Raw genomic sequence first — 24,344 nt, forward strand, 5'->3', positions numbered from 1 at the left:
TGACGCCGTCGGGTAAGAAGACGCCGGATAGGAAGAATAAGGAGGTTGCGGCTGGCCATAGGCGAGGGCGTCGAGGTCGCTATGCGGCGCTGACGCGAACTGAGAGGTCGTCTGCATGCAGCCCGCAAGCGCGAGCGCGGCTATGGCGGCTGTGACCGGCAGTAAAAGCGCGCGCATACCCAACTGAGCTGTCCTATCTAGCGAGACAGCATCAGTCTTGCACCTGATATGGTTAACAAATCGTTTTTTGCGAGCCGATCAGGCCGTCACGCCGGTGGGCAGCGGGCAAGACACGCCGGTCCCGCCCAGTCCGCAATAGCCGGCCGGATTCTTGGCCAGATACTGCTGATGATAGTCCTCGGCGAAATAGAACGGGCCGGCCGGTGCGATTTCCGTCGTGATGGAGCCAAGTCCCTTGGCGGCGAGCGCGTTGTGATAAGAGGCTTTCGAGGCGGCCGCAGTCGCGGCTTGCGCGTCTCCATACGAATAGATCGCCGAGCGATACTGCGTGCCGACATCGTTGCCCTGGCGCATGCCCTGAGTCGGGTTGTGGCTTTCCCAAAACGTCTTCAGCAATTGGTCGTAGGAGATCTTCGCCGGATCGAACACGACCAGCACCACTTCGGTGTGACCGGTGCGGCCTGAGCAGACTTCTTCATAGGTCGGATTTTCGGTGTGCCCGCCGGCATAGCCGGCCGCGGTCACATAAACGCCATCGCCGAGCTCCCAGAACTTGCGCTCCGCGCCCCAGAAGCAGCCGAGCCCGAACACGGCCTGCTCAAGGCCTGCCGGATAAGGCCGCTTCAGCGGATTGCCGTTGACGAAGTGGCGCGTGGCGGTCGGTATCGGTTCGGAGCGGCCCGGCAGCGCGTCAGAGGCGCTTGGCAACGTGGCGGACTTGCGCATGAAAAGCATGGGTTACCTCCTTGGTCGGCCAGCCATCAATGTAGACCTTTATATAGGTCGTTACGCGAAACCCGGCAGCCCTGTTACGCGGGATAACGGCGCGATCGGCCGCCTCACTTAATCCCTGGAGTAGCCGATCAGCGGCTTCTTCGGTCGAAACAGCAACATCAGGAGAATCCCGAGCACCGCCATCACCGCGAAGACCGGCTGGTCGAGGATGACGCGAACGACGTTATTCCAGAGCCAGGGCGAAAGCCGTTCGACCCAGGCGTGGAAAGCCTGCTGGCTGGATTGATTGACGTCATTCCAGAACTGGCCGAGGCGGGTGAAACGCAAGGTATTGTCGGCGACAAACCGCGCCCCGTCATACACCATGAAGATAAACCCGCCGGCCAGCAGCAATAGTCCCACCAGACGGAAAAAGCCGCGGATCATGCCTCACCCACTCGTCTTGCGCTGTTCGCTCCTAGTGCCGCCTATTTCAAGTTCCTGCACCACAAGCGGCGAATTCGATCCAGGAACTTCAAATAGAAAAGCGGCACTAGAATCATAGATTTGCTAGTGCCCATAACTTTCCGAAGTTCGTGAAAGGTGATGCGGCGGCGGGACACGAACTTCGGAAAGTGGGCACTAGTGGTCCGATTCTAACATGCGCATCCCTTCTCAGCGTGCACTTTGCGAATGTTAGAATCAAAGGACCACTAGCAAATGTCTGTTTCTAGTGGAGTTTAGGATTTGACATTCGCTTTCCAAACTCGCGGCCGGATGGGTAGCGAATGTCAAATCCACTCCGCTAGTCAGGCAATAGCGGCGGGTCGCAGGAAATTCAACCTCTTCAGCGCCTTATGAGGCATCCGGAGCGGCCTTTCGCTTTAGCCAGGCAGGGTTAAGGCGTTGACGCTGCAGCTTACGGCCTCTATAAGACCCCCCAATTGGCGGCGGGCGCAATCCCGCCGCCGCTGTTCTTTTGAGCATTGCTGCCGGATCTTAACCGTTTTCCGGCGTGGCATTCTCGACAGGGCACCCGAAACCAATCAGCGTCGATCAGGCAAGCCGTGGGTCGTTAGATCGCCCACCCGCGATCGGTCACTGCCGAAGGACATTTGAGAACATGGCCAACACGACTTCAGCCAAGAAGGCGACGCGCAAGATTGCCCGCCGCACCGTCATCAACAAATCGCGCCGCACCGAGATGCGTACTTCCGTGCGCACGGTCGAAGAGGCGATCAAGCGCGGCGACCGCAACGCGGCGCTCAAGGCAATGGCCAACGCCGAGCCGGAACTGATGCGTGCTGCGCAGCGCAACATCGTTCACAAGAACGCAGCGAGCCGAAAGGTCTCGCGCCTTGCACATCAGATCGCCAAGCTGGCGAAGTAAGCCGGCCTAAATCGAGAGACTGCAAGAGCCCGGCGATGCCGGGCTTTTGTTTTTTCGCGTTGCATTTTTCTCGCAGTGGAAACTGTTGAGCGAGGATTGTGACGATTGCGGAAGCCGGTGCTTTTACGGAGAATGAAAGTGCGGCTTGCCTGTTGCAAGATTGCACTCCCGGAAAGATCGCGGCGCAATCGCGTGCGATGCGGTGTCGAGGGTTACCCGTCCCGGACGAGCAAGAAAAAACGCGTTTGCGTAGCCACTTATCGGCATAGCGATAACGGGTTGTTGGAAAATTCGACTCCGCTGTGGCCAAACGTAAACAATTTATGAATTTATTTTGGGCGGTCGTGCGGATTGTGACAACGGCGGTGCGCTTGGAATCTTCGCACAGATTCAAAACGTTGCGGCTTTGCATGAAAATCACGCGTTGAATGAGGCAAACGCCAAGTCGTTTGTGCCGGCAAATGTCGTGAATCATTTTCGTTGCGGGAAACGAAGCTTGCTGTACACCTAAGAATGTTCGCAGCGCCCACGACCTTGAGACCAGCGCGGATTAAGGATGGGGCGGACGCGCAAATCGGCGGCGGTGTGTGCGTTAGCGACGCTCTCCAAGCGATCGTAAGGTTCAAACCTATAGCAATATGGGTAGGGGAGATCTGTGTCGAAATTTCTCAAGGCGAAGCATTCAAGTTTCGCTATCTGAAAATAGAGAGATACGACGTGGTCGAACTGGCAACCGGCGGCAAGGAAGGCGAAGCGCGCAGACGTAAGTGAAGACGGGCGGAACGAGTGGCGTAACTGGACAGTTGTCGGTTTCAGGTATCGCCAGTCGGATTGAAAAGATTTTGGAGTGACTACTTGCTGTGCCTGGTTGCGGCGAGAGGGGGAGGTAGCATGACCTGCAGATTCATTGGAATTTTGGATCACAGTTCGATTTTGAACGACAATGCGTTGACCATCACGGCATCGGACAGTGCCGCATCAGGCAACGCCTTCGAGGCCGTCGGCGCACGGTCTCTCGCGCGAGCTCCGGACACACCGTCGAGTACACGCTAGCCTCGCGAAGCTTCCATAAAGCCCAGGGACTGCTCGACGGCGTTTTGCCGAACGGCGGAGCCATGGCCGAGACAGGCTTCACGCGAGGCAGGCCCCGTGCCGCAAGCTGCACGGTGGTCCGGTCAGCAACGGTTTCACTTCAGGACTCCAAGAGAAAAGACAATGACAAATATGGAACAGGATCGTTGGTCACGCGTGAAAGGAAGGTTGCGTACGAGCGTAGGTGAAGACGTCTACACGAGCTGGTTTGCCCGCATGGACCTGGAAAGCGTGCATGATGAGAGCGTCCACCTTTCGGTGCCGACGCGGTTCCTCAAAAGCTGGATTCAGGCGCATTACGCCGAGCGCGTTCTGTCGTGCTGGCAGGCCGAGATGCCCGAAGTGCACCGCATCGACCTTTCCGTGCGCACGGCGATGCGCGCCGCGGTGCCGGTCAAGGACGCCTCTGTTCCCCAGATCGACCCGCGCCGCGTCGAGCGCGCCGATAGCCGGCCGGCAGCCGAGTTGCGCGCGGTGGCGACCGCGCCGGTTTCCGCCAGCCACGATGCGCTCGGCGGCTCGCCGCTCGATCCGCGCCTGACCTTTGCGAGCTTCGTGATCGGCCGCTCGAACACGCTGGCGCACGCCGCTGCCCGTCAGGTGGCCGAAGGCCGCCGCGGCGATCCCGTGATGTTCAATCCGCTCTATATTCATGCCGGCGTGGGCTTGGGCAAAACCCACCTGCTGCAGGCCGTGACGTGGGCCGGCAATTCCGGCAACGAGCGCAAGGTGCTGTATCTGACGGCCGAAAAATTCATGTACGGCTTTGTCGCGGCGCTGAAGACGCAGACTTCGCTGGCCTTCAAGGAAGCGCTGCGCGGCATTGACGTGCTCGTGATCGACGACCTGCAATTCCTGCAAGGCAAATCCACCCAGGCCGAGTTCTGTCATACCCTGAACGCGCTGATCGACGCCGGGCGCCAGGTCGTGATCGCAGCCGATCGACCGCCGTCCGATCTCGAAAGCCTGGATGACCGCGTGCGTTCACGCCTCGCCGGCGGGCTCGTCGTCGAAATGGGATCGCTCGGCGAGGAATTGCGGCTCGGTATTCTGAAGTCGCGCGTCGCTGCCGCCCGCGCCCATCATGCGAGCTTCGACGTTCCCGAGCAGGTGCTGGAATATCTGTCCCGCGCCATCACCCATAACGGCCGTGACCTCGAAGGCGCCGTCAATCGGCTGCTCGCGCATTCCAAGCTGAACAACCAGCCGGTCACGCTGGAGATGGCCGAGCGCGAGGTGCGGGACCTGATCCGTCCGCAGGAACCCAAGCGGATCAAGATCGAGGACATTCAGCGGGTGGTCGCGCGGCAGTACAATGTCAGCCGCTCCGATCTGCTGTCGTCGCGGCGCACCGCCAATGTCGTTCGTCCGCGCCAGGTGGCGATGTATCTGGCAAAAACCATGACCCTGCGCTCGCTGCCCGAAATCGGCCGGCGTTTCGGGGGGCGTGACCACACCACCGTCCTGCATGCCGTGCGCAAGATTGAGGCACTGGTCGCCAAGGATGTCTCGCTGTCGGACGAGGTCGAGTCCCTCAAGCGTCAGCTGCAGAACGAACCCTAGGAAATTCCTCGCCCTCCCCGCACGGGGAGGGCGGGACACCCCTGAAATCAGCGGCAGGCCGGCAAAGCCCCAAAAGTGGGGAACGGCCGCGCGCATCCCTTGCGCTTGGGAGCCATCCGCGCCACTTTGTGGCCCCCCGAATGGGCCGATCGAATCCAGCTTTGATCGTCGTTCGGGTTCAAACGCCGCGGCGCGCTCTTTGAGGCCGCCGGGCTTTTCATCTTTGATCTGGCGGGTATGGCAATGAAGGTTACCGTCGAACGCGCGCAACTGCTGAAATCGCTGGGCCACGTGCATCGCGTGGTCGAACGCCGCAACACCATTCCGATTCTCGGTAATGTGCTGGTCCGGGCCGAGAGTGCGCGGCTGTCGCTCAAGGCCACCGACCTCGACCTGGAAGTCACCGAGACGCTCGCGGCCGAAACCGCAACCGCGGGTTCCACGACGGTGCCGGCGCATATGTTTTACGATATCGTGCGCAAGCTGCCGGATGGCGCGCAAATCGTGCTGGAAGGCGATGGCGATCGTTCCGTGCTGGCGATCCGCGCCGGCCGCTCGCGCTTCACGCTGCAAACCCTGCCTGAGAACGATTTTCCGGATCTCGCCGCTGGCGAGATGACGCATTCATTCACGCTCGCCGCTTCCGATGTGAAACGGCTGATCGATCGCACACAGTTTGCGATCTCGACCGAAGAGACCCGCTATTATCTCAACGGCATCTATCTGCATTCGGCCGGCACGGCCAAGGCCGCGACGTTGCGCGCGGTCGCGACCGACGGCCATCGCCTGGCGCAGATCGATCTGGTGCAGCCGAAGGGCGCCGCCGGCATGCCGGGCGTGATCGTGCCGCGCAAGACGGTCGGCGAGGTTCAGCGCCTGATCGAGGACAATGAGGCCGAGGTCAAGATCGAGTTGTCGCAGGGCAAGATCCGTCTCACCATCGGCAATGTGGTCCTCACCTCGAAGCTGATCGACGGCACGTTCCCGGATTACGGCCGCGTCATTCCGCAAGGCAACGACAAGGAACTCGTCGTCGACAAGAAGGACTTTGAGGCCGCCGTCGATCGCGTCTCGACAATCTCGAGCGAGCGTGGCCGTGCGGTGAAACTCGCGCTGTCCGCCGGACGTTTGGTGCTCTCGGTCACCAACCCCGATTCCGGAAGCGCGACGGAAGAACTCGAAGTCGAGTACGCCTCCGATCCGCTCGATATCGGCTTCAACTCGCGCTATCTGCTCGACATTGCCGCGCAAATCGAGGGCGAAGTCGCGGTGCTGAGGCTGGCCGATCCCGGTTCGCCGACGCTCGTGCAGGATAAGGATTCCAAGGGCGCGCTCTACGTGCTGATGCCGATGCGGGTATGATGCGCCGCTGTCATGGCCGGGCTAAACATCAAGCCCGGCCATCCATCAAACCAAATGGGTTATTGGGTTTACATCCTCGCCAGCAAGCCCGGTGGATCACGTTCGCTAGCGCGGACGATGGATTGCCGGGTGCAGGCGAGCGAAAGCGACGCCGTTCTTCGAACGGCTAGGCCCGGCAATGACAGTTCGCCATGACCGCATCCCGCATTCACCGTCTCACGCTCACGCATTTCCGCAACTATCGCGCGACGAGCCTTGAGACGCAGGCCGACGTCGTCGTGCTGGCGGGACCGAACGGCGCGGGAAAGACCAACTGCATCGAGGCGATTTCGTTTTTGTCGCCGGGACGCGGCTTGCGCCGTGCCAATCTCGAGGACGTTGCCGACAACCAGGGCGATGGCTCCTGGGCGGTTTCCGCCGAAGTCGAGGGCGCGCTGGGACTGGCGACGCTCGGCACCGGCATGGATCCGCCGATGGCAGAAAGCTCCGTCAGTCGGCGCTGTCGCATCGACCGCGAACCGGTGGCCTCCGCCACCGCGTTCGGCGATCACCTGCGCATGGTCTGGCTGACGCCCACGATGGACGGATTGTTTTTGGGTCCGGCGTCGGAGCGGCGGCGTTTCTTCGACCGCCTGGTGCTTGCGATCGATAGCGAGCATTCGGCGCGGGTCTCTGCGCTCGATCGTTCGCTCCGTTCGCGCAACCGTCTCCTTGAGGTGCGCAACTACGACGACCACTGGTGCGGCGCGATCGAACGCGAAACCGCGGAACTTGCCGTTGCGGTCGCGGCAATGCGCGGTCAGACCGCGGTCAGACTGGCCGCGATGCTGCGCACGCGCGGCGCGGCTTCGGCGTTTCCTTCCGCCGAGATCGCGCTCGACGGCTGGATGGAAAACGCGCTGATGTCGGAACCCGCAACCGCCGTGGAGGATCGCTACCGGCAGATCCTGCGCGAAAATCGCCCGCGCGATGCCATTGCCGGCCGCACGCTCGATGGCCCGCATCTCACCGATCTTCAGGTGATCTATGCGCCGAAAAACATGCCGGCGCGCGATGCCTCGACCGGCGAGCAGAAGGCGCTCCTGATCGGCCTCGTGCTGGCGCATGCGCAACTCGTGGCGGAGATGGCCGGCATCACGCCGCTGTTGCTGCTCGACGAAGTGGTGGCGCACCTCGATCCCGGCCGCCGGATCGCATTGTTTGCGGAGCTTTCAAAGCTTGGCGCGCAGGTCTGGATGACCGGCGCCGATCCCGCTGCCTTCGCCGATATCGGCTCGCCGGGCGAAGTGTTCAGCGTTGATTCCGGCCGGATTACCGGCCGCGCGTGAGACGGAACTTGCTCAAAGCGAGGCAGCCAAAGGAGGCCTCGAACCGCGCTTTTTCAAGCTCCCGGAAACGGCCTCCGGCGGTCTTGAAAAATCGTTAAAAAATCCTATCTTTTCAGTAGTTTGCAACCCAAGACTTTGAGCTAGGCGCGCCCTGCCTTTCATGGCAGAAATAGCACCAATCGGCGCCTATATTGCTCCGCTGATTCGAAGACATTCCAAAGGCCCCACATGACAGAACCTGCGCGGCGACCGATTGCCGACAATGAGCCCCCCGTGACTGCCGAATATGATGCGGAGTCGATTCGGGTCTTGAAGGGACTCGACGCCGTTCGCAAGCGGCCGGGCATGTATATCGGCGACACCGACGATGGCAGCGGCCTGCACCACATGGTGTACGAAGTGGTCGATAACGCCATCGACGAAGCGCTCGCCGGCCATGCGACCCTGGTCGAGGTTGTCCTCAACGCCGACGGTTCGGTCACCGTGCGTGACGACGGTCGCGGCATTCCCGTCGACATCCACAAGGGGGAGGGCATTTCCGCCGCCGAAGTCATCATGACGCAACTACATGCCGGCGGAAAATTCGACCAGAATTCCTACAAGGTATCGGGCGGCCTGCATGGCGTCGGCGTCTCCGTCGTCAACGCGCTGTCGAGCAAACTCCAGTTGCGGATCTGGCGCGACGACAAGGAGCACTACATCGAATTCGCCCATGGCGATGCGGTCGCGCCGCTGAAGGAAGTGGGCGACGCTCCCGGCAAGCGCGGCACCGAGGTCACCTTCCTCGCCTCGACCGAGACCTTCAGGAACGTCGAATACGACTTCGCGACGCTGGAGCATCGGCTGCGCGAACTCGCCTTCCTCAACTCCGGCGTCAACATCGTGCTGTCGGACATGCGCCATGCGGTCGAAAAGCGCGAGGAGATGCACTATCAGGGTGGCGTCGAGGAGTTCGTCAAATATCTCGATCGCAACAAGAAGGCGATCGTGCCGGCGCCGATCATCGTGCGTTCGGAAAACAACGGCATCGGCGTCGAGGCCGCGCTGTGGTGGAACGACAGCTACCACGAGAACGTGCTCTGCTTCACCAACAACATTCCCCAGCGTGACGGCGGTACGCATCTGGCCGGTTTCCGCGGCGCGTTGACGCGCCAGGTCAACGGCTATGCCGACGCCATGGCCAAGCGCGAAAAGATCGCGCTGACCGGCGACGATTGCCGCGAAGGCCTCACGGCCGTGCTTTCGGTCAAGGTGCCCGATCCAAAATTCTCATCGCAGACCAAGGACAAGCTGGTGTCCTCGGAAGTGCGCCCGGTGGTCGAGAACGTCGTCAACGAGGCGCTCCAGGCCTGGTTCGAGGAGCACCCGTCCGAGGCCAAGGTCATTGTCGGCAAGGTGATCCAGGCGGCGGCCGCGCGTGAAGCCGCGCGAAAGGCACGCGAGCTGACGCGAAAGAACCCACTCAGTGTTTCCTCGCTGCCCGGCAAGCTCGCCGACTGTCAGGAGAAGGACCCTGCCAAGTCCGAGCTCTTCATCGTCGAGGGCGACAGCGCCGGTGGCAGCGCCAAGCAGGGCCGCAACCGCGAGTTCCAGGCCGTGTTGCCGCTGCGCGGCAAGATCCTCAACGTCGAGCGCGTCCGCACCGACAAGATGCTTTCCAGCGAGCAGATCGGCACGCTGATCACGGCGCTCGGCACCGGCATCAGTGATGATTTCACCATCGACAAGCTGCGCTATCACAAGATCATCGTGATGACCGACGCCGACGTCGACGGCGCCCATATCCGCACGCTGCTGCTCACCTTCTTCTACCGGCAGATGCGCGACATCATCGATCACGGCTATCTCTATATCGCGCAGCCGCCGCTCTATAAGGTCACGCGCGGCAGGTCGGAGCAGTACCTGAAGGACGAGCGCGCGCTGGAAGACTACCTGATCGAGACCGGTCTCGAGGAATGCGTGTTCAAGCCGGCGTCCGGCGAGGACCGCTCGGGCCGCGATCTGCGAGGTCTGGTTGAGGATGCCCGCGTCATTCGCGCTACCCTCAATCATCTGCATAGCCGTTATAACCGCAAGGTGGTCGAGCAGGCGGCCATCGCCGGCGTGCTGCGCCGTCAGGTTCTTGGCGATCCGCCGAAAGCGATCGCCGCGGCGGAATATATCGCAAGGCGCCTCGATGCGCTGGCCGACGAGGTCGAGCGCGGCTGGGTCGGGCGCTTCAGCGAGGGCGAGGGCTTTACGTTCGAACGTACCGTCCGCGGCGTCAAGGATGTCGCGATCCTCGACGATGCGTTGCTCAGTTCGGCCGATGCGCGCAAGCTCGATGAATATGCGGCAAGATTGCAGGAGGCCTATCCGCGTCCCGGCCTGCTGCGGCGGAAGGACGCCGAGACGGCCATTCATGGCCCCGTCAGTCTGTTCGACGCGGTGACCGATGCTGGCCGCAAGGGCCTCAACCTGCAACGTTACAAAGGCCTCGGCGAGATGAATCCCGGCCAGCTTTGGGAAACCACGCTCGACACCGAGGCGCGTTCGCTGTTGCAGGTGAAGGTCAAGGAGGTCGATGAGGCCGACGACATCTTCACCAAGCTGATGGGCGATCTGGTTGAGCCGCGCCGCGAGTTCATCCAGGAAAATTCGCTAAGCGCGAACGTCGACGTGTGATGTCCCCGTCATCGAGCGAATCGTCAGTCGAATCGCTCGATGAGACCGGCCGTCATGTGGCTGAAGTCGGCGCCGCCGAAAATTCTCCGTCGTCGCGACCGATCAAGGCGGGTGCCAGGGAACGCAACGGCGGCATCGATGCGCTTCGCGCCGCCGTTACCCTGCTGGTGGTGCTTCACCACACCGCGCTGACCTATGGCGCCATCGGCGGCTGGTATTACCGGGAAATCGCGCCTTCCAATTCCCCAGGCAGTTTGCTGCTGATCCTGTTCTGTACCGTGAACCAGGCTTGGTTCATGGGCCTGTTCTTCCTTTTGGCCGGCTATTACACGCCAGCGGCGCAGCGGCGTCACGGCACGGCAGGGTTTGTCAGCGAGCGGCTGACGCGGCTCGGAATTCCGCTTCTCTTCTATTTTCTGATTTTAAGCCCCGTCACCGTCGCGCTGGCCTCGACCGCGAAGGGCCGTTCGTTTGGCAGGGCAATTGCTTATCTCTGGGGCCACGGCAAATTCGAGCCGGGCCCGCTGTGGTTTGTCGAGGCGTTGCTGATCTTTGCGGCGGTGTGGCTGGTGTGGCGCTCGATGCGCCAATCGGAAGCGCCGGCCACGCTCCCGTTTCCGTCCGACAAGGCTCTGCTCGCCGCCGCCCTTGGCACCGGCCTCGTCGCCTTCTTGCTCCGGCTGGTCTGGCCGGTCGGCGTCAACGTGGCCTTCCTGCAGCTCGGCTATTTTGCCTCCTATATCGTGCTGTTCTCGGCGGGTTGCGTTGCGGCCGAGCAACGATGGCTCGAACGGATCCCGGAAGTCACCAAAAAGCGCTGGCTGCGGATTGCGTGGCGCGTCTTTCCCGTCTTTCCGATTGTCGTGCTGCTCGCGCCGAACATGCCGTGGCTCCAGGGACATGCCGAAGGCGGCTTGAATGCCGAGGCGCTCACTTACGCGTTCTGGGAGCCGTTCATCGCCTGGGGCTTCATCCTGGGACTGTTGAATCTCTTCCAGCGGCGGTTCGATCAGCTGCACGGTGTGTGGCGCCGCCTCGCGCGCCGCGCCTTTCTGATCTACATCATCCATCCGCCGGTTCTCGTCGCTGTCGCCTTGACCTGGCGCGATGTGGCGGCGCCCGCGCTCGTCAAATTTCCCGTCACGGGATCGCTGGCCTGTGCACTTTGCTATGTGCTTGCGGGACTTGCCTTGCGCATTGCCGTTGTCGCGCGGATCGTTTGAAAGGCTTCGTGACCCGTTGCCGTAAATTGTCCCTGAATTGCGGTTACGCGCGGGTCCAAAGAGCAGATGATGGGGGTGGGCCGTGCCGCACATGCATATCAATCTCTTCATCCAGAGCCGCGGACACCATGAATCGGCGTGGCGCCATCCGAAATCCTCACCCCTGCCGCTGACCGACATCCGCTACACCGTGGAGCTCGCGCAAAAGGCGGAGGCAGGCCTGTTCGATTCGATCTTTCTCGCCGACGTTCTTGGCCTCTGGAACGATGTCGAGAGCACGCCCTTCAACTGGCTCGAGCCGATCACCTCGCTCGCCGCGGTCGCAATGGCGACGAGCCGCATCGGCCTGATCGCGACCTGTTCGACCACCTATACCGAGCCCTACAATCTGGCCCGCCAGTTCGCCTCGCTCGATCACATCAGCCGCGGCCGTGCGGCATGGAACATCGTTACGACCTGGTCGCCGCAGGCCGGCGCCAATTTCGGACATATCGGTCAGTTCGGCCACGCCGATCGCTACGAGCGCGCCGAGGAGTTCATGACGGTCGTCAAGGGCCTGTGGGACAGCTGGGCCGATGACGCCGTGCTCGATGACCGCGCCGGCGGACGGTATGCGGACCGCAGGCGGGTGAGGGCGATCGATCACAAGGGGCCGAACTATCCGGTGCTCGGGCCGCTGAACATGCCGCGCACGCCGCAGGGCCGTCCGGTCTTTGTCCAGGCGGGGTCCTCGGATACGGGCAAGCGGTTTGCCGCGCGTCATGCCGAGGCGGTATTCACCGCCCATCTCGAGAAGGCGGCGGCGCAAGCGTTCTATGCTGACCTCAAGCAATTGGTCGCCGCCGAAGGCCGCGATGTCAGGCATGTCCTGATCCTGCCCGGGATCAACCCCGTCATCGGAGCGACGGAGGCCGAAGCCGAACGCTACGCGGCCGAACTTGACGCGCTTTCCGATCCCGAAGTCGGCCGCCATCGCCTGTCGCAGCGTTTCGGCGGGCACGACTTTTCGCGTCTCGCGCTGGATGAGCCGCTGTCGGTGGAAGATTTCCCCGACGCGAGCAAGAACGAGGCTTCCCGCAGCCGAATGGAAGCCGTGGTTGCGCTGGTCGCCAAGGAGCGGCCGACGCTGCGGCAGCTGCTCGCCAAGCTTGCCGGCGCGCGCGGGCATTTCACCGTCACTGGGCCGCCGGAGAAGATCGCCGACGTCATGCAGGACTGGTTCGAGACCGGCGCTGCCGATGGCTTCAACCTGATGCCGCCCGTGCTGCCGCACCAGCTCGATCTCTTCATCGCGGAAGTCGTGCCCCTCCTGCGCAAACGCGGCCTGTTTCGCGAGGCCTATGAGGGCGAAACCCTGCGCTCCCATTTGGGGCTATCGCGCCCGGACGTGCGGTTTGGCTAGTGGTCCGATCCGAATTTTGTACCCGGGTGAGGAATGCGCCTTTTGTAAAGGTTGGTATCCAAATCCACTTGGTCAATGGCCAAGAAGATACCAGTGCCCGCTTGGGCTTACGGTCTGATTGAGGATACAAACCTCAAATGCGGCGGCCATTTGCTTGGCTGCGAGGTCGGTCGGCATTCGTCCGATAGCCGTACACAACCCGGGGCACAGCACGGTACGTATGGTCTCGGGTTGTTCGCGATTATGCTGTTTGATTGCGCGAATTGCTGCTCGGAACGCCAAATACGCGTTGACCGTATTGGCCACACTCGTCGGAACGCGCATCGTCGGTGCGCTGACTAGATAGGGGATTTTTTCGTCGAAGGTCTCGACAATAGTCGCTTGCCCTACCGGCAGCTCACCATCGTAATCAGCTTTAATTTGTGTCTGAAGTCTTGTCTGCAATTCCCAACCGAAGCGGTGCAAATAGACTAGGTCGATGCCACCATCCATGTAACCGAAGCTGTTCGCGGGGCTGATAATGGCATCGGCCGAACTGTCAAATATCTCGCCTTGAGATATCCGAACATCGGAAATGCCCATGAAATATTTCCGCCACGCCTGAACCATCTCGGCGTCGATATCGCGCAGTTCGAATGTGACTGTGCCCATCGATCCTCAACCTCGCCAACCTTCACGCATTCAACCACGTAATCGGGGTCCGTCGCACCCTACCTTCTCATGTTGTGAGTGTCTGCCTCTTACCCGGCGTCGACGTGCTTTCAAATCAGCCTCTAGGTCGCTTTTTAGAGAAACGAACGCGTTCTTACAAGTACACGCGCCTTGGTGGATCCTGGATTTGACGTTCGATCGCGAGCCCGCTGTTACGGGTGGCGAAATGTCTAATCCGCTTCAGTGCTAGACCGTCCGTTGATTTTGCCTGATAAGCCGGAGTAGCTGAAAAGCCGATCTCGATGGAGGGACACGTGCCGCCAATTCAGTACACCGTCGAGGGGGGCCATCGGCTCGCCGGAACGATTCTGCCGTCCGGCAACAAGAACGCGGCGCTTCCGATCATCGCCGCCGCGCTCCTGACCGAGCATCCGGTCACGCTCGAGAATGTTCCGCGCATCCGCGACACCGAAACCCTGGTGGAATTGATCCGCTCGGTCGGTGCTTCCGCCGAATGGCAGAAACCCAACACGCTTCTCATTCACGCCAGGGATATTCGCGCAGCCGACCTCGATCCGGAATTGTGCGCGCGGATTCGCGCTTCGATCCTGCTCGCCGGTCCGCTTTTGGCGCGCTGCGGCGAGGTGGTGTTGCCGCCGCCGGGCGGCGACGTGATCGGCCGGCGGCGGCTCGATACGCATTTTCTCGCCTTCGAACAGTTGGGTGCAGCCGTCACGGCTTCCACGAGGCTGGAATTGCGCTGTCCCCGCCTGAAGGGCGCGGATGTCTTTCTCGACGAACCCAGCGTCACGGCGACCGAGAACGCGCTGATGGCGGCCGTCGCCGCCGACGGCACCACTTATTTGCGCAACGTGGCGTCCGAGCCGCACGTGCAGGACCTCGCGCATTTTCTGGTGGCGCTCGGCGCCGGGATCGACGGCATCGGCACCAACACCATGGTCGTGCAGGGGCCCGCCAGGCTTGGCTCGGCCGCTTACGCCGTTGGCCCCGACCACATCGAAGTCGGATCGCTGATCGGACTTGCCGCGGTGACGCGCTCAAGACTTCGCATCGCGCGCGCGGGCGTCACACATTTGCGCTCGATCCGAATGGGCTTTGAGCGGCTGGGCATCGTTTGCGAGACCGAAGGCGACGACCTGATCGTGCCGGACCACCAGACCCTGAAGATCCAGGACGATTTCGGCGGCCACGTGCCGAAATTGGAGGATCAGCCATGGCCGGCCTTTCCCGCCGACCTGATGTCGATTGCGATCGTGACGGCCACGCAATGCGCCGGCGTCATCCTGATGTTCGAAAAGATGTTCGAGTCGCGGATGTTCTTTGTCGACAAGTTGATCGCGATGGGCGGCCGCATCGTGCTGTGCGACCCGCACCGCGCCATCGTCGCCGGTCCAAGTCACCTGAAGGGCGCGCCGATGACCTCGCCCGACATTCGCGCCGGCATGGCGATGCTGCTCGCGGCGGCCTGCGCCGACGGCGTCTCCACCATCAACAACGCCGACCAGATCGAGCGCGGCTATGAGCGGATCGACGAGCGGCTGAACGCGCTCGGCGCCAGGATCACCCGCAAGCCGGCGCGTTGAATTTTATTCCCTGATATCGCGCGGTATTTTATCGCGGGCCTGGTCCTTGCGTTCATTCGATCAGGCGGGCCAAACTCCGCCCTGCCATGACGATCCGTGAAGTCAGACCCGACGTCGATTGCGATAACCTGCTGGCCGGCGCGCAGTTCGCTGACGCTTTCCGCGTCTCGGTTGCCGAGGCGGGGCTCGATGCGCGCACGGCGGCGATGCGGATATTTTCCGAAAGCCCGCGCTGGGTCACGGCGCTGCTCGACCTGCGTAACAAGGTCGTGGCGCCGTTTGGCTTGAAGACCTCGGCCGAAGACGAGGCGAAGTCCGAAGGCATGGTCGGGATGTTTCCGGTTCTCAGCGAGACGCCGGAGCGGCTGGTCGCGGGGTTTGACGACCATCACCTGGACTTTCGCGTCATCGTCGACGTTGTGCCTTGGGGTGGTGGCCGGGAAGTGACCGCGACCACGCTCGTCCTCACCCATAACTGGTTCGGCCGCGCCTACCTCACCGCCATCATGCCGTTCCATCGCATGATCGCCAAAACCCTGCTCAAGCAGGTCGGCAAGGTCCAGGCGCCGCAATAGCAATGCTGCCGCGCGGCCATGCGATGGCGGCCATTGAAGAAAAGCGTCCGTCGACCTACGCTTGAGGCAAATCGCGAACAAGCCAAAGGACCAGCCATGGCCGAGGAAACCGCCAGACTTGCCGCCTATGTCGCCTCGCTGAAATTCGAGGATATTCCGCCGGAGGTGCGCGCGCGCGCCAAGGCGTTGACGCTCGATTTTCTCGGCAGCGCGATCCGGGCGCGGCGCGACGCGGAATCCACCCCCACGCTGTTCAAGACGCTGGAAGCGCTGGCGCTCGACACCAAGGGCGAGTCCACCGTGTTCGGCGATGCGAGGGCCTGGACACCGGCGATCGCGGCGCTGCTCAATGGCGCGCTCGGCCATTCGCTTGATTTCGACGATACCCACGCGGACTCCTCGCTGCATCCGAGCGCGCCGGTGGTACCGGCCGCGTTTGCGGTGGGTGAACTCGTCGGCGCGTCCGGGCGCGAGGTGCTGACGGCGATCGTCGCCGGCTACGAAGTCTGCTGCCGGCTCGGCAATGCGCTCGATCCCACTTCGCATTATGGCCGCGGCTTTCACCCGACGGCGACCGCCGGAACCTATGGCGCGGCGGCGGCTGCGGCCAAGCTGTTCGGCTTGTCGAAGGATCAGATCATTTCCGCCTTTGGCGTCGCCGGCAGCCAGGCGGCGGGTTCGCTGCAATTTCTGGTCAACGGCGCGTGGAACAAGCGCTACCAGGTCGGCGCGTCCGCAATGAACGGCGTGATTGCCGCGACGCTGGCGCGCAACGGTTTTGTCGGCGCGACAGAATCAGTCGAGGGCAAGCACGGCTTGCTGGTCGGCTACAGCGACAACGCGCATCCGGAAAAAGTAGTCGCCGATCTAGGCCAAGTCTACGAGACGATGAAGATCGGCGTCAAACCTTATCCGAGTTGCCGCTACACCCACGCGGCGCTCGATGCGCTGATCGCGATGCGCCGCGAGCACAACCTGACGCCGGACCAGATCAGGCGCGTCGAGATCGGGCTGCATCGCAACGGCATCACGCTGACCGGCGATGCCGCCACCAAGCGGCACCCGACCTCGGTCGTCGGCGGACAGTTCTCGATGTTCTTCACCGGCGCGGTTGCGCTCGACCAGGGCCGCTTCGGCTGGGACGACTATGAGCGGCTTGGCGATGCAGCCATCGATGCGCTGGCCGACAAGTTCAGCGTCGTGCAGGACGATCGTCTCGAACTCGGCCGCAAGCATCCGTTCGGCGCCCGCGTCAGCATCACCACCGATGACGGCGTGCATGAGCGGATCCATGACGATCCCTCCGGCGAGCCGGCCTCGTTCCCGGACGCGCAGGCGATGGCGCAGAAATTCCTCACGCTTGCGCGCCCCGTCCTCAACGGCCGCGCCGATCAGCTCGCGGATGCGATCCTATCGCTGGAACGATTTGATCGCATCGATCAGGCGACCCATCTGGGACGGCAATAAGCCCGCGTTCCCCGGACGCAACGCAGCGCGTCGGCGATGCGCTGCTGATCCGGGGTCCATTACTGAGTCATAGGTCCCGGATCAGCGAAGCGTCACGTCGTGCCGCATCGCGTCCGGGACAGGATTTGCGGGCTGAAGCGGGGGAAAAACGAAATGACGGCAGCGCGGACTTCGGGGCAAACTTTCGTGCTGGTGCACGGTGCCTGGCATGGCGGCTGGTGCTGGAGCCGCGTCGCCGATCGCCTGCGCGGCGCCGGCCATCGGGTCTTCACGCCGACCCAAACCGGCCTCGGCGAGCGCAAGCATCTGCTCTCAAAAGACATCACCCTCGACACGTTCACGGCCGATATCGTCAATGTGATCGAGGCCGAGGAGCTGAGCGACATCGTGCTGGTCGGCCATTCGTTCGGCGGCAACGCGATCAGCGGCGTCGCCGACCGGATGCGGGAGCGAATTCGCCATCTCGTGTATCTGGATTCGCTGGTGGTCGAGGGTGGCAAGGCGCCGTTCGACAATCTGGCGGCCGATGTCGTGGCGGCGCGCCGCAAGGCGGCCGAGGAATCAAGCGGCGGCGTGAGCCTCCCCAATCCGCCGCCGTCGGTGTTCGGCGTTCTGGACCCGGCCGATGCCGAATGGGTCAGGCGGCGGCTGGCGCCACATCCGATCTCAACCTACACCAGCAAGCTGAACATCAAGGGCCCGGTCGGCAACAACCTGCCGCGCACCTATGTCCACTGCACCAATCCTTCGTACGGCGCGCTGCAGGCGTCGCGCGATTGGGTCAAGGCACAACAAGGCTGGCGCTGGGCCGACATCGCAACGGGTCACGACGCCATGGTGTCGGCGCCGGATGAACTCACGCGCCTCCTGATCGGCGTTTCGAATTAGGCAAACAGCATCTGGTTCCATCGCAACCACCGGCCGGGTCGGGCGTTATATTGCCGACCAACGGAGCTTGAAGATGGACCCGGATACGAGACACGAGATTGTTGTTCTTTCGCTGAGTACGCTCGCAGCCCTTCCCGTCGTGACCGCGCTCGGTCTCGCGGTGGTCACCGGGATTATGGCCTGGTAGGGCGCCTCAATTGGATTGAAGATGTTCTGGCGCAGCTCTCTCGAGAATCCGACCACCGTCACGGCAAGTCGTTGCGAAACTCCCGGTTCGCAAGGCTCGCTTCCTCCAGATCGAGATCGCGCTCGATGTGCCGCCGCGCTTCGTCGGTGATCTTTCCGTCGCGCAGCAGGACGTGAATGAATTTCCGTTCGGCCGCGATCAACTCCCGTGTCAGATCGGTTCCGGCCGCCGAGATCAACCGCCCATCCGGATCGAGCGAGGTCGGCAATTGACCGGTGCGGGTCTCGTGCCGCGCGCGCAGCAGCCGGACCACTCCCTCTGACAGGTTGCGGTCCTCGGTGATGGCCTCGAGCGATTTAAACGCAGCATCGAGCGCCTCGCGCCGTGCGCCGATTTCGGCTTCGAGCTCGGCCACGCGCTCGCTCTGGCCGGCCTGCGCGATGCCGAGCCAACGCACCACGGGCGCCAGGCCCAGTCCAAACCCCACCAGCGTGATGAAGATGACGCCAAAGGTGACGAACAGGATCAGGTCGCGTTGGGGGAACGGGCCGCCGGCCGGAAGTGCATAGGGTAGCGCCAGTGCGGCAGCCAGCGAGACCGCGCCGCGGACACCGGTGAACGAGATCACGAATGCCCACTGCCATGGCGGCGCTGGATCGCGCAGGCGAACGCGCTTGATCATCCGCGGCAGGTAGGTCGCGGGAAACGTCCAGGCGAAGCGTGCGACGACGATTATCACGGTGACGAGCGCGGTTGCGATCAGGATGTCGTCGAGCGGAAATGCCTTCGAGTGTTCGTACAATAGCCGCATCTGAAAGCCGGTCAGCAGAAACAGCGTCCCCTCGATCAGATAGATGACCAGGTCCCAGAAGAAGATGCCTTGCAGGCGCGTCGCCGCCGAGATCAACCGCGGTCCGTTCCAGCTCATGTAGAGGCCGCAGGCGACGGTCGCGATCACGCCGGACCCGCCGAAGTGCTCCGGCAGCCAATAGGCCACATAGGGCGTGATCAACGACAGCGTGATCTCGATCTGCGGATCGCGCGCCCAGTGCCGGGCTCGCAGGAAGAGCCATCCCACCGCGACGCCGAACAGCGTCTCGCCGACCACAATGCCGGAAAATTCGCCGATCGCCTTTGGCAGCGAGAACAGGCCGGTCGAAATCGCGGCCACCGCAAAGCGATAGAGGATCAGCGCGGTGGCATCGTTCGCCAGCCCTTCGCCTTCAAGCACCACCATGATCCGGCGGGGAATGGCGAGCCTGCGGGCCACTGCAAGCGGCGCCACGACGTCCGGCGGCGCAACGATCGCGCCCAGCAGAAAACCGACATTCCAGGGTAGCCCAAGCAGGTAATGCGTCGCGGCGGCGACCGCGAAAGCGGTAAAGATCACGCATCCGACCGACAGCAGAACGATCGGGCGCAGATTGAATTTGAACTCGCGCCAGCTCATGGCGACCGCCGCCGAATAGATCAGCGGCGGCAGCACGAGCAAGAGGATCAGTTCGGGCGGCAGTTGTGGCGTCGGCATGCCCGGCACGAAGGCGAGCACGATGCCGGCCAGCAGCAACAGGATGGCCGGCGCGACCTCGATGCGTCGCGCCAGCAGCGCAGTTCCGGCGAGCACCGCGAGCAGGATCAAAAACAGCTGAAAACTGGCTTCTATCGTCATACGGTCAGCGCTTCGAGCTTACGCGTGGCGCTCAGTCCTTCAGATCGTAGCGGTACGACTTGGAAACGATCTGCCAGCCGTCGGGCAGCTTCATCGCCACGAGATAATCGGTGAAATAGCGCGGCGGCCACTGGCAGCGCACCTTGACGAAAGCGGTGTTTTCGTCGGAACGGTCGATCGTGACGATGAAATCCTCGCGCGCCTTGCCTTCCGACTTGGCCGAGGGGAGCTTTTTGAGGCGCTCCAGCCAATTGGGCACGGTAATGACCTTGAACTCGCCTTTCTCCAGCCAGCGCAGATCGGCGGAGGGGTGAAACATCGCACCGAGCTTGTCGGTGTCGCATTCATAGAGGCCGTCGAAATAGTTCTGGACGACGGCTTCGACGCTGGAACGATCGTAGCTCATGGTCTTCCCTCCCGGTTGGGTGTCTTAGATCGCGCTCGCGGCGATATTGACCATCAGTGCGAGCAACGCCGTATTGAACACAAACGAGATAATACCGTGCGCGGTAGCGATGCGACGGATCGTCCTGTCGGTGATGCCGACGTCGGACACCTGTGCGGTCATGCCGATCACGAACGAGAAATAGACAAAGTCCCAATAATCGGCGTGATCGTCCTTGTCGCCGCTCGGGAATTGAAGGCCGCCCGGTTTGCCGCCGCGGTAGAATTCATGGGCATAGTGTAGCGCGAAGGCGGTGTGCACCGCCGCCCACGAAAGCGCCACCGTCGATGTCGCAAAGATCAGCTCGGGGGCCTTGTGTTGTCCCTGTCCCAGCTCGAATACGATCGCCGCAAGGCTTGCGAACGCGCCGAGCGCGGTGAAGAGCGGAATCACAAAGCGGCCATCGTCCTGCAGCGCCGCCATGCGGCGGATCGTTGTGTGGCTGCTCCGCAGCATCATGGCGTAGACGAGAACGATGTAGATCGCGACGAAGGTGTCCCAGCCGATCAACAGCCGTGTGACCAGCCGGAGCGACGCAGGCAGCAGAAAGAACGCAGCGATCCCGCACACGATTGACAGCGACGTGCGCGGGCGCGCGTAGACGAGGCGGACGGCCTTCGGCAGCTTCCGGAAGCGAAGGAGCCGTTCCTCGAACTCCTCGCCGGCCATGTGATCTAGTTCTTGCGTTCGGCAACGAAGCGCGCGGCAGCGCGCAGGACGTCGCCGCGGGAGCCGAAGATCGACAGCGCCTGGTCCGCGCGCGCCAGGAGGTCGCGGACGCGCCGCTTGGCGCCGTCGATGCCGAGCTGGGTGACGAAGGTGGTCTTGCCGAGCGCGGCGTCCTGTCCGGTCTGTTTTCCGAGCGCGGCGGCATCACCCTCGACGTCGAGCAGGTCGTCGGCAATCTGGAATGCTTCGCCGAGCGCACGGCCGTAAGCGTCGAGTGCCTGATATTCCTTCGGCGAGGATTGGCCGAGCAGGGCGCCAGCGATGCAGCCAAAGCGCAGCAGCGCACCCGTCTTCATCTGCTGCAACCGCGCGACGTCGACTACCTCGCGGTCGCCGAAGCGACCTTCGCCGGCGAGATCCAGCATCTGGCCGCCGACCATGCCGCCGATCCCGGCGCAGCGCGCCAGCGCGCGCGTGAGCAGCAGGCGTACCGTCGGATCCTTGTGGATCTCGTCGCGGGTGACGATGTCGAAGGCGAGCGTCAACAGGCCGTCACCGGCGAGGATCGCGGTCGCGTCGTCGGTTTTCCTGTGCAGCGTCGGCCGCCCGCGCCGCAGATCGCTGTTATCCATCGCCGGCAGATCGTCGTGGATCAGCGAGTAGCAGTGAATGCATTCGAGCGCTGCGCCGGCGAGCAGGGCAGCCTCGCGCGACACGCCGAAGATCGCCGCGCTCTCGACTACCAGGAACGGCCGCAACCGCTTGCCGCCGGCAAGCGTCGAATAGCGCATGGCATCCATCAGCCGCTTCGGCCGCGCGATCTCGTCCGGCAGCAGCGCATCGGCAAGGAGCTTTGCGAGCAGCGCTTCGGTGTCCTCGGCGGTCTGATCCAGCCGTTTCGCAAAGTCCTGGGGTGGCGTCGTGGTCGTCATTAACTAAAAGCTCCTAGTGCCCACTTTCCGAAGTTCGTCTCGATAGCAGCACCCACTTCACGAACTTCGGAAAGCCATGGGCACTAGCAAACATATTGAATCAGGTACCGCTTTATCGGTCTGAAGTCCCTTATCGAACTCGCCGCTTGTGTGGAGGGACTTCAGACCGGCGGTACCTGTCGAATGGGCCGGACAATCGTTGATGGCAGCGCCCGCGTCAATTCCACTCAGGCCCGTCCCGGCGCGCCTTAAAACCGTTGAAAAAATATGGAATTATCAGGCAGATATCGGTCGAGACGGCTTATCGATTGAGAAAATCGTTAATTTTGCGCATTGCCCGAACCTTAGGTCTGATCCTGCTGGCGGTGCTTTTGCTGCCCTATCTGGTGGCGCCGCTCTACCGCACCGGTCATCCCACCTCCACCCTGATGGCCTGGCGCTACCTGACCGGCGCGCCGGTCACGCGGCAGTGGGTCGACCTTTCCGCCATGGCGGCGCCTTTGCCGCGCTCGGTGGTCGCCTCGGAAGACGCGAGATTCTGTAGCCATCGCGGCGTCGACTGGGGCGCGTTGCGCGAGGTGATCGACGACACCGAGGAGGGTGAGCCTTCCCGCGGCGGTTCGACCATCACCCAGCAGGTGGCCAAGAACCTGTTCCTGTGGCCGGGCCGAAGCGTGGTCCGCAAGGCGCTGGAACTGCCGCTGGCGCTGTGGATCGACTTCGTCCTGCCGAAGACCCGGATTCTCGAGATCTATCTCAATGTCGCCGAACTTGGCCCCAGCGGTCAGTTCGGCGTCCAGACGGGCAGCCTCTATGCCTTCGGCCATGGCGCCTCGAATGTGACGCCGCGAGAGGCGGCGCTGCTTACCGCCATCCTGCCCAATCCGCATACCCGCAGCGCCCGCAAGCCCGGCCCCGGTTTGCGCCGTCTCGCCGGGATTTATGTGGCCCGGGCCCAGGCCGCCGAATTGCAGCACTGTTGGAGCGAAAATCACTAATGTCCCGATTCAGAAGTTCGTGCGATTCTGCGGAGCCACGTTTACGAACTTCCGAATCAACGGGGTATTGGCAAGCTATTGATTCAGTGTGGCTTTGGCTCAAAAGCCCGCAAAACGGACTGCCGCAGGGGTGGTGCGGACTTTTGAACCGGAACACTGGTTTTTGAGCCGTTTTTACCCATTTTGCAGCTAGCCTTGCGGGGCATCATCCTCTATAAGCGCGGCCTCATCGGCATTTTAGCTTGCGCCCTGGCGCTTTAGCCGCCCGTTCCGGGACGATGCCATTTTTCGGAATCAGGATTTTAAAAGGACACCGATATGGCTGTTCCCAGAAGGAAAACCTCGCCGTCGCGGCGTGGCATGCGCCGCTCGGCGGATGCGTTGAAGCGGTCGGCCTATGCCGAGGACAAGGATTCCGGCGAACTGCGCCGTCCGCATCATCTCGACCTGAAGACCGGCATGTACAAGGGCCGGCAGGTGCTGAAGAAGAAGGAATCCTGATCCTTAAGGCTTGTTGAGCCCTTCCGGCCAACAAGCGGGGCAAGACGGTTGCCTGCGGCGAAGCGCTTGAGCGTTCCGCCCCAGGAGCACTTTAAAGGCTTGCCGATGGTCGGTTTCCCGCTGCTTCTGATCCCGCTCGCGATCTACAACATCATCGTGTTCCTGATGCCAAGTGTCTCGCTCACCGAGACGCTGGTAGCGGTGCCGCTGATGACATCGGGGGCGGAATGGCCGGTGACGCTGAGCGAAATCCTGCTCGCGCTCGCCATCCTGATGTTGCTGCTTGAGGTCATCAAGGGCGCGCGCCCGGGCGCGAAATTCCTCACCGATCATCTCTTGTCGCTGATCGTGTTTGGCGCGGCCGTGGCCGAATTCCTGCTGTGGCCGCGTTTTGCCAATTCGACCTTCTTTCTGCTGACGCTGCTGGCGCTGGTCGATTTCCTCACCGGCGTGGCACTGCGCGTCCGGCGGTCGCCGGCCGTGGCGGGAGCCTCGCGCGCCGCGCAGCGTGCGCCCGTCGAGGTCGTGCATCAGCCCGCCCATGTCGAAAGCGGTGCCTCGCCACCGGCCAACGAGCCCGCCAGCCATGCACCTTCCGAACCGAGGTTTACCCACGTCGAGCCGGCGCACGCGCCAGCGCCCGTAGAGCCATCGGCGGAATCGAAACCTGCCGGCGCGCCACTGCCGCCCGAGGCCTCTCACTAGTGGTTCATCACAGTGATTTTGACGTTTTGATACCGAGCCATTCGAGAATCGGCAAGTTTTCCGGCGGCACGAGGATTTCGATGCTTCTGGGGACGCCGGGTTGACGTCGGATGAAGCCGTTTCGTTCGAGGGTGA

Annotated in this window: 21 protein-coding genes; 14 read left to right on the top strand and 7 right to left on the bottom strand. The window is 62.5% G+C overall.

Translation table 11 applies throughout. The features are described 5' to 3' along the window. Nucleotides 1-258: 258 nt before the first annotated feature. On the bottom strand, nt 259-915 hold the full coding sequence (gene msrA / locus M6D32_RS15350; protein ID WP_298257627.1) for a peptide-methionine (S)-S-oxide reductase MsrA: 657 nt from the start codon (nt 913-915) through the stop codon (nt 259-261). A gap of 108 nt (nt 916-1,023) precedes the next feature. Next, nucleotides 1,024-1,341 carry a hypothetical protein gene (locus tag M6D32_RS15355; protein WP_298257629.1) on the bottom strand — a complete coding sequence of 106 codons (318 nt, stop codon included), beginning with the start codon at nt 1,339-1,341 and terminating at the stop codon, nt 1,024-1,026. Between the two features lie 676 nt (nt 1,342-2,017). Here M6D32_RS15355 and rpsT point away from each other — a divergent pair. The 7 genes from rpsT (at nt 2,018) to M6D32_RS15390 (ending at nt 12,918) form a co-directional block, all read left to right on the top strand. Beyond that, complete coding sequence (gene rpsT / locus M6D32_RS15360) at nt 2,018-2,284, top strand: 30S ribosomal protein S20 (protein WP_298257631.1); 267 nt, start codon at nt 2,018-2,020, stop codon at nt 2,282-2,284. A 1,215-nt stretch (nt 2,285-3,499) separates the two neighbouring features. Next, nucleotides 3,500-4,939: a chromosomal replication initiator protein DnaA gene (dnaA, locus tag M6D32_RS15365; RefSeq protein ID WP_298257633.1), complete on the top strand. Its 1,440-nt coding sequence runs from the start codon at nt 3,500-3,502 to the stop codon at nt 4,937-4,939. A gap of 243 nt (nt 4,940-5,182) precedes the next feature. Then, on the top strand, nt 5,183-6,301 hold the full coding sequence (gene dnaN, locus M6D32_RS15370) for a DNA polymerase III subunit beta (RefSeq protein ID WP_298257635.1): 1,119 nt from the start codon (nt 5,183-5,185) through the stop codon (nt 6,299-6,301). A gap of 191 nt (nt 6,302-6,492) precedes the next feature. Further along, nucleotides 6,493-7,629: a DNA replication/repair protein RecF gene (gene recF / locus M6D32_RS15375; RefSeq protein WP_298257637.1), complete on the top strand. Its 1,137-nt coding sequence runs from the start codon at nt 6,493-6,495 to the stop codon at nt 7,627-7,629. 228 nt (nt 7,630-7,857) lie between these two features. Then, the gene (gene gyrB, locus M6D32_RS15380) at nt 7,858-10,293 is read left to right on the top strand and encodes a DNA topoisomerase (ATP-hydrolyzing) subunit B (protein WP_298257639.1); all 2,436 of its coding nucleotides are present in this window, start codon (nt 7,858-7,860) and stop codon (nt 10,291-10,293) included. Next, the gene (locus tag M6D32_RS15385; RefSeq protein WP_298257641.1) at nt 10,293-11,516 is read left to right on the top strand and encodes an acyltransferase; all 1,224 of its coding nucleotides are present in this window, start codon (nt 10,293-10,295) and stop codon (nt 11,514-11,516) included. The genes gyrB and M6D32_RS15385 overlap by 1 nt, the downstream gene beginning before the upstream one ends. 91 nt (nt 11,517-11,607) lie before the next feature. Then, nucleotides 11,608-12,918, top strand: a complete 1,311-nt coding sequence (locus M6D32_RS15390; protein WP_298257659.1) for an LLM class flavin-dependent oxidoreductase — start codon at nt 11,608-11,610, stop codon at nt 12,916-12,918. Nucleotides 12,919-12,990: 72 nt separating this feature from the next. Here the strand turns inward: M6D32_RS15390 and M6D32_RS15395 are convergent, their stop codons facing one another. Then, nucleotides 12,991-13,569 (bottom strand): macro domain-containing protein, encoded by a 579-nt coding sequence (locus M6D32_RS15395; protein WP_298257643.1) that lies wholly within the window; start codon nt 13,567-13,569, stop codon nt 12,991-12,993. Between the two features lie 314 nt (nt 13,570-13,883). Here M6D32_RS15395 and murA point away from each other — a divergent pair, with 314 nt between their 5' ends. The 4 genes from murA to M6D32_RS15415 all read left to right on the top strand — a co-directional run bounded on the left by murA (nt 13,884) and on the right by M6D32_RS15415 (nt 18,103). After that, nucleotides 13,884-15,173: a UDP-N-acetylglucosamine 1-carboxyvinyltransferase gene (gene murA, locus M6D32_RS15400; protein ID WP_298257645.1), complete on the top strand. Its 1,290-nt coding sequence runs from the start codon at nt 13,884-13,886 to the stop codon at nt 15,171-15,173. A gap of 86 nt (nt 15,174-15,259) precedes the next feature. Beyond that, nucleotides 15,260-15,748 carry a DUF2867 domain-containing protein gene (locus M6D32_RS15405; protein ID WP_298257647.1) on the top strand — a complete coding sequence of 163 codons (489 nt, stop codon included), beginning with the start codon at nt 15,260-15,262 and terminating at the stop codon, nt 15,746-15,748. A gap of 96 nt (nt 15,749-15,844) precedes the next feature. Further along, the gene (locus M6D32_RS15410; protein WP_298257649.1) at nt 15,845-17,215 is read left to right on the top strand and encodes an MmgE/PrpD family protein; all 1,371 of its coding nucleotides are present in this window, start codon (nt 15,845-15,847) and stop codon (nt 17,213-17,215) included. A 153-nt stretch (nt 17,216-17,368) separates the two neighbouring features. After that, entirely contained in the window at nt 17,369-18,103 is a 735-nt protein-coding gene (locus tag M6D32_RS15415; RefSeq protein WP_298257651.1) for an alpha/beta fold hydrolase, read from the top strand. Between the two features lie 245 nt (nt 18,104-18,348). Here M6D32_RS15415 and M6D32_RS15420 read toward each other — a convergent pair whose 3' ends face one another. The 4 genes from M6D32_RS15420 to M6D32_RS15435 are packed head-to-tail and all read right to left on the bottom strand — an operon-like array spanning nt 18,349 to nt 22,005. Next, the gene (locus tag M6D32_RS15420) at nt 18,349-19,953 is read right to left on the bottom strand and encodes a Na+/H+ antiporter (RefSeq protein WP_298257660.1); all 1,605 of its coding nucleotides are present in this window, start codon (nt 19,951-19,953) and stop codon (nt 18,349-18,351) included. 37 nt (nt 19,954-19,990) lie between these two features. After that, on the bottom strand, nt 19,991-20,365 hold the full coding sequence (locus tag M6D32_RS15425; protein ID WP_298257653.1) for a nuclear transport factor 2 family protein: 375 nt from the start codon (nt 20,363-20,365) through the stop codon (nt 19,991-19,993). Nucleotides 20,366-20,389: 24 nt separating this feature from the next. Then, nucleotides 20,390-21,073, bottom strand: coding sequence for a DUF1345 domain-containing protein (locus M6D32_RS15430; protein WP_298257655.1), 684 nt, complete (start codon nt 21,071-21,073; stop codon nt 20,390-20,392). 5 nt (nt 21,074-21,078) lie between these two features. Next, on the bottom strand, nt 21,079-22,005 hold the full coding sequence (locus M6D32_RS15435; RefSeq protein WP_298257657.1) for a polyprenyl synthetase family protein: 927 nt from the start codon (nt 22,003-22,005) through the stop codon (nt 21,079-21,081). A 326-nt stretch (nt 22,006-22,331) separates the two neighbouring features. Between M6D32_RS15435 and M6D32_RS15440 the strand changes: the two genes are divergently transcribed. The 3 genes from M6D32_RS15440 to M6D32_RS15450 all read left to right on the top strand — a co-directional run bounded on the left by M6D32_RS15440 (nt 22,332) and on the right by M6D32_RS15450 (nt 24,209). After that, entirely contained in the window at nt 22,332-23,003 is a 672-nt protein-coding gene (locus M6D32_RS15440; RefSeq protein ID WP_298257662.1) for a transglycosylase domain-containing protein, read from the top strand. A 318-nt stretch (nt 23,004-23,321) separates the two neighbouring features. Then, nucleotides 23,322-23,504 (top strand): 50S ribosomal protein L32, encoded by a 183-nt coding sequence (gene rpmF, locus M6D32_RS15445; protein WP_298108200.1) that lies wholly within the window; start codon nt 23,322-23,324, stop codon nt 23,502-23,504. A gap of 66 nt (nt 23,505-23,570) precedes the next feature. Beyond that, on the top strand, nt 23,571-24,209 hold the full coding sequence (locus M6D32_RS15450; protein ID WP_366145837.1) for a hypothetical protein: 639 nt from the start codon (nt 23,571-23,573) through the stop codon (nt 24,207-24,209). Nucleotides 24,210-24,344 lie beyond the last annotated feature (135 nt).

The organism is Bradyrhizobium sp. (assembly GCF_027307225.1).
GTDB lineage: Bacteria > Pseudomonadota > Alphaproteobacteria > Rhizobiales > Xanthobacteraceae > Bradyrhizobium.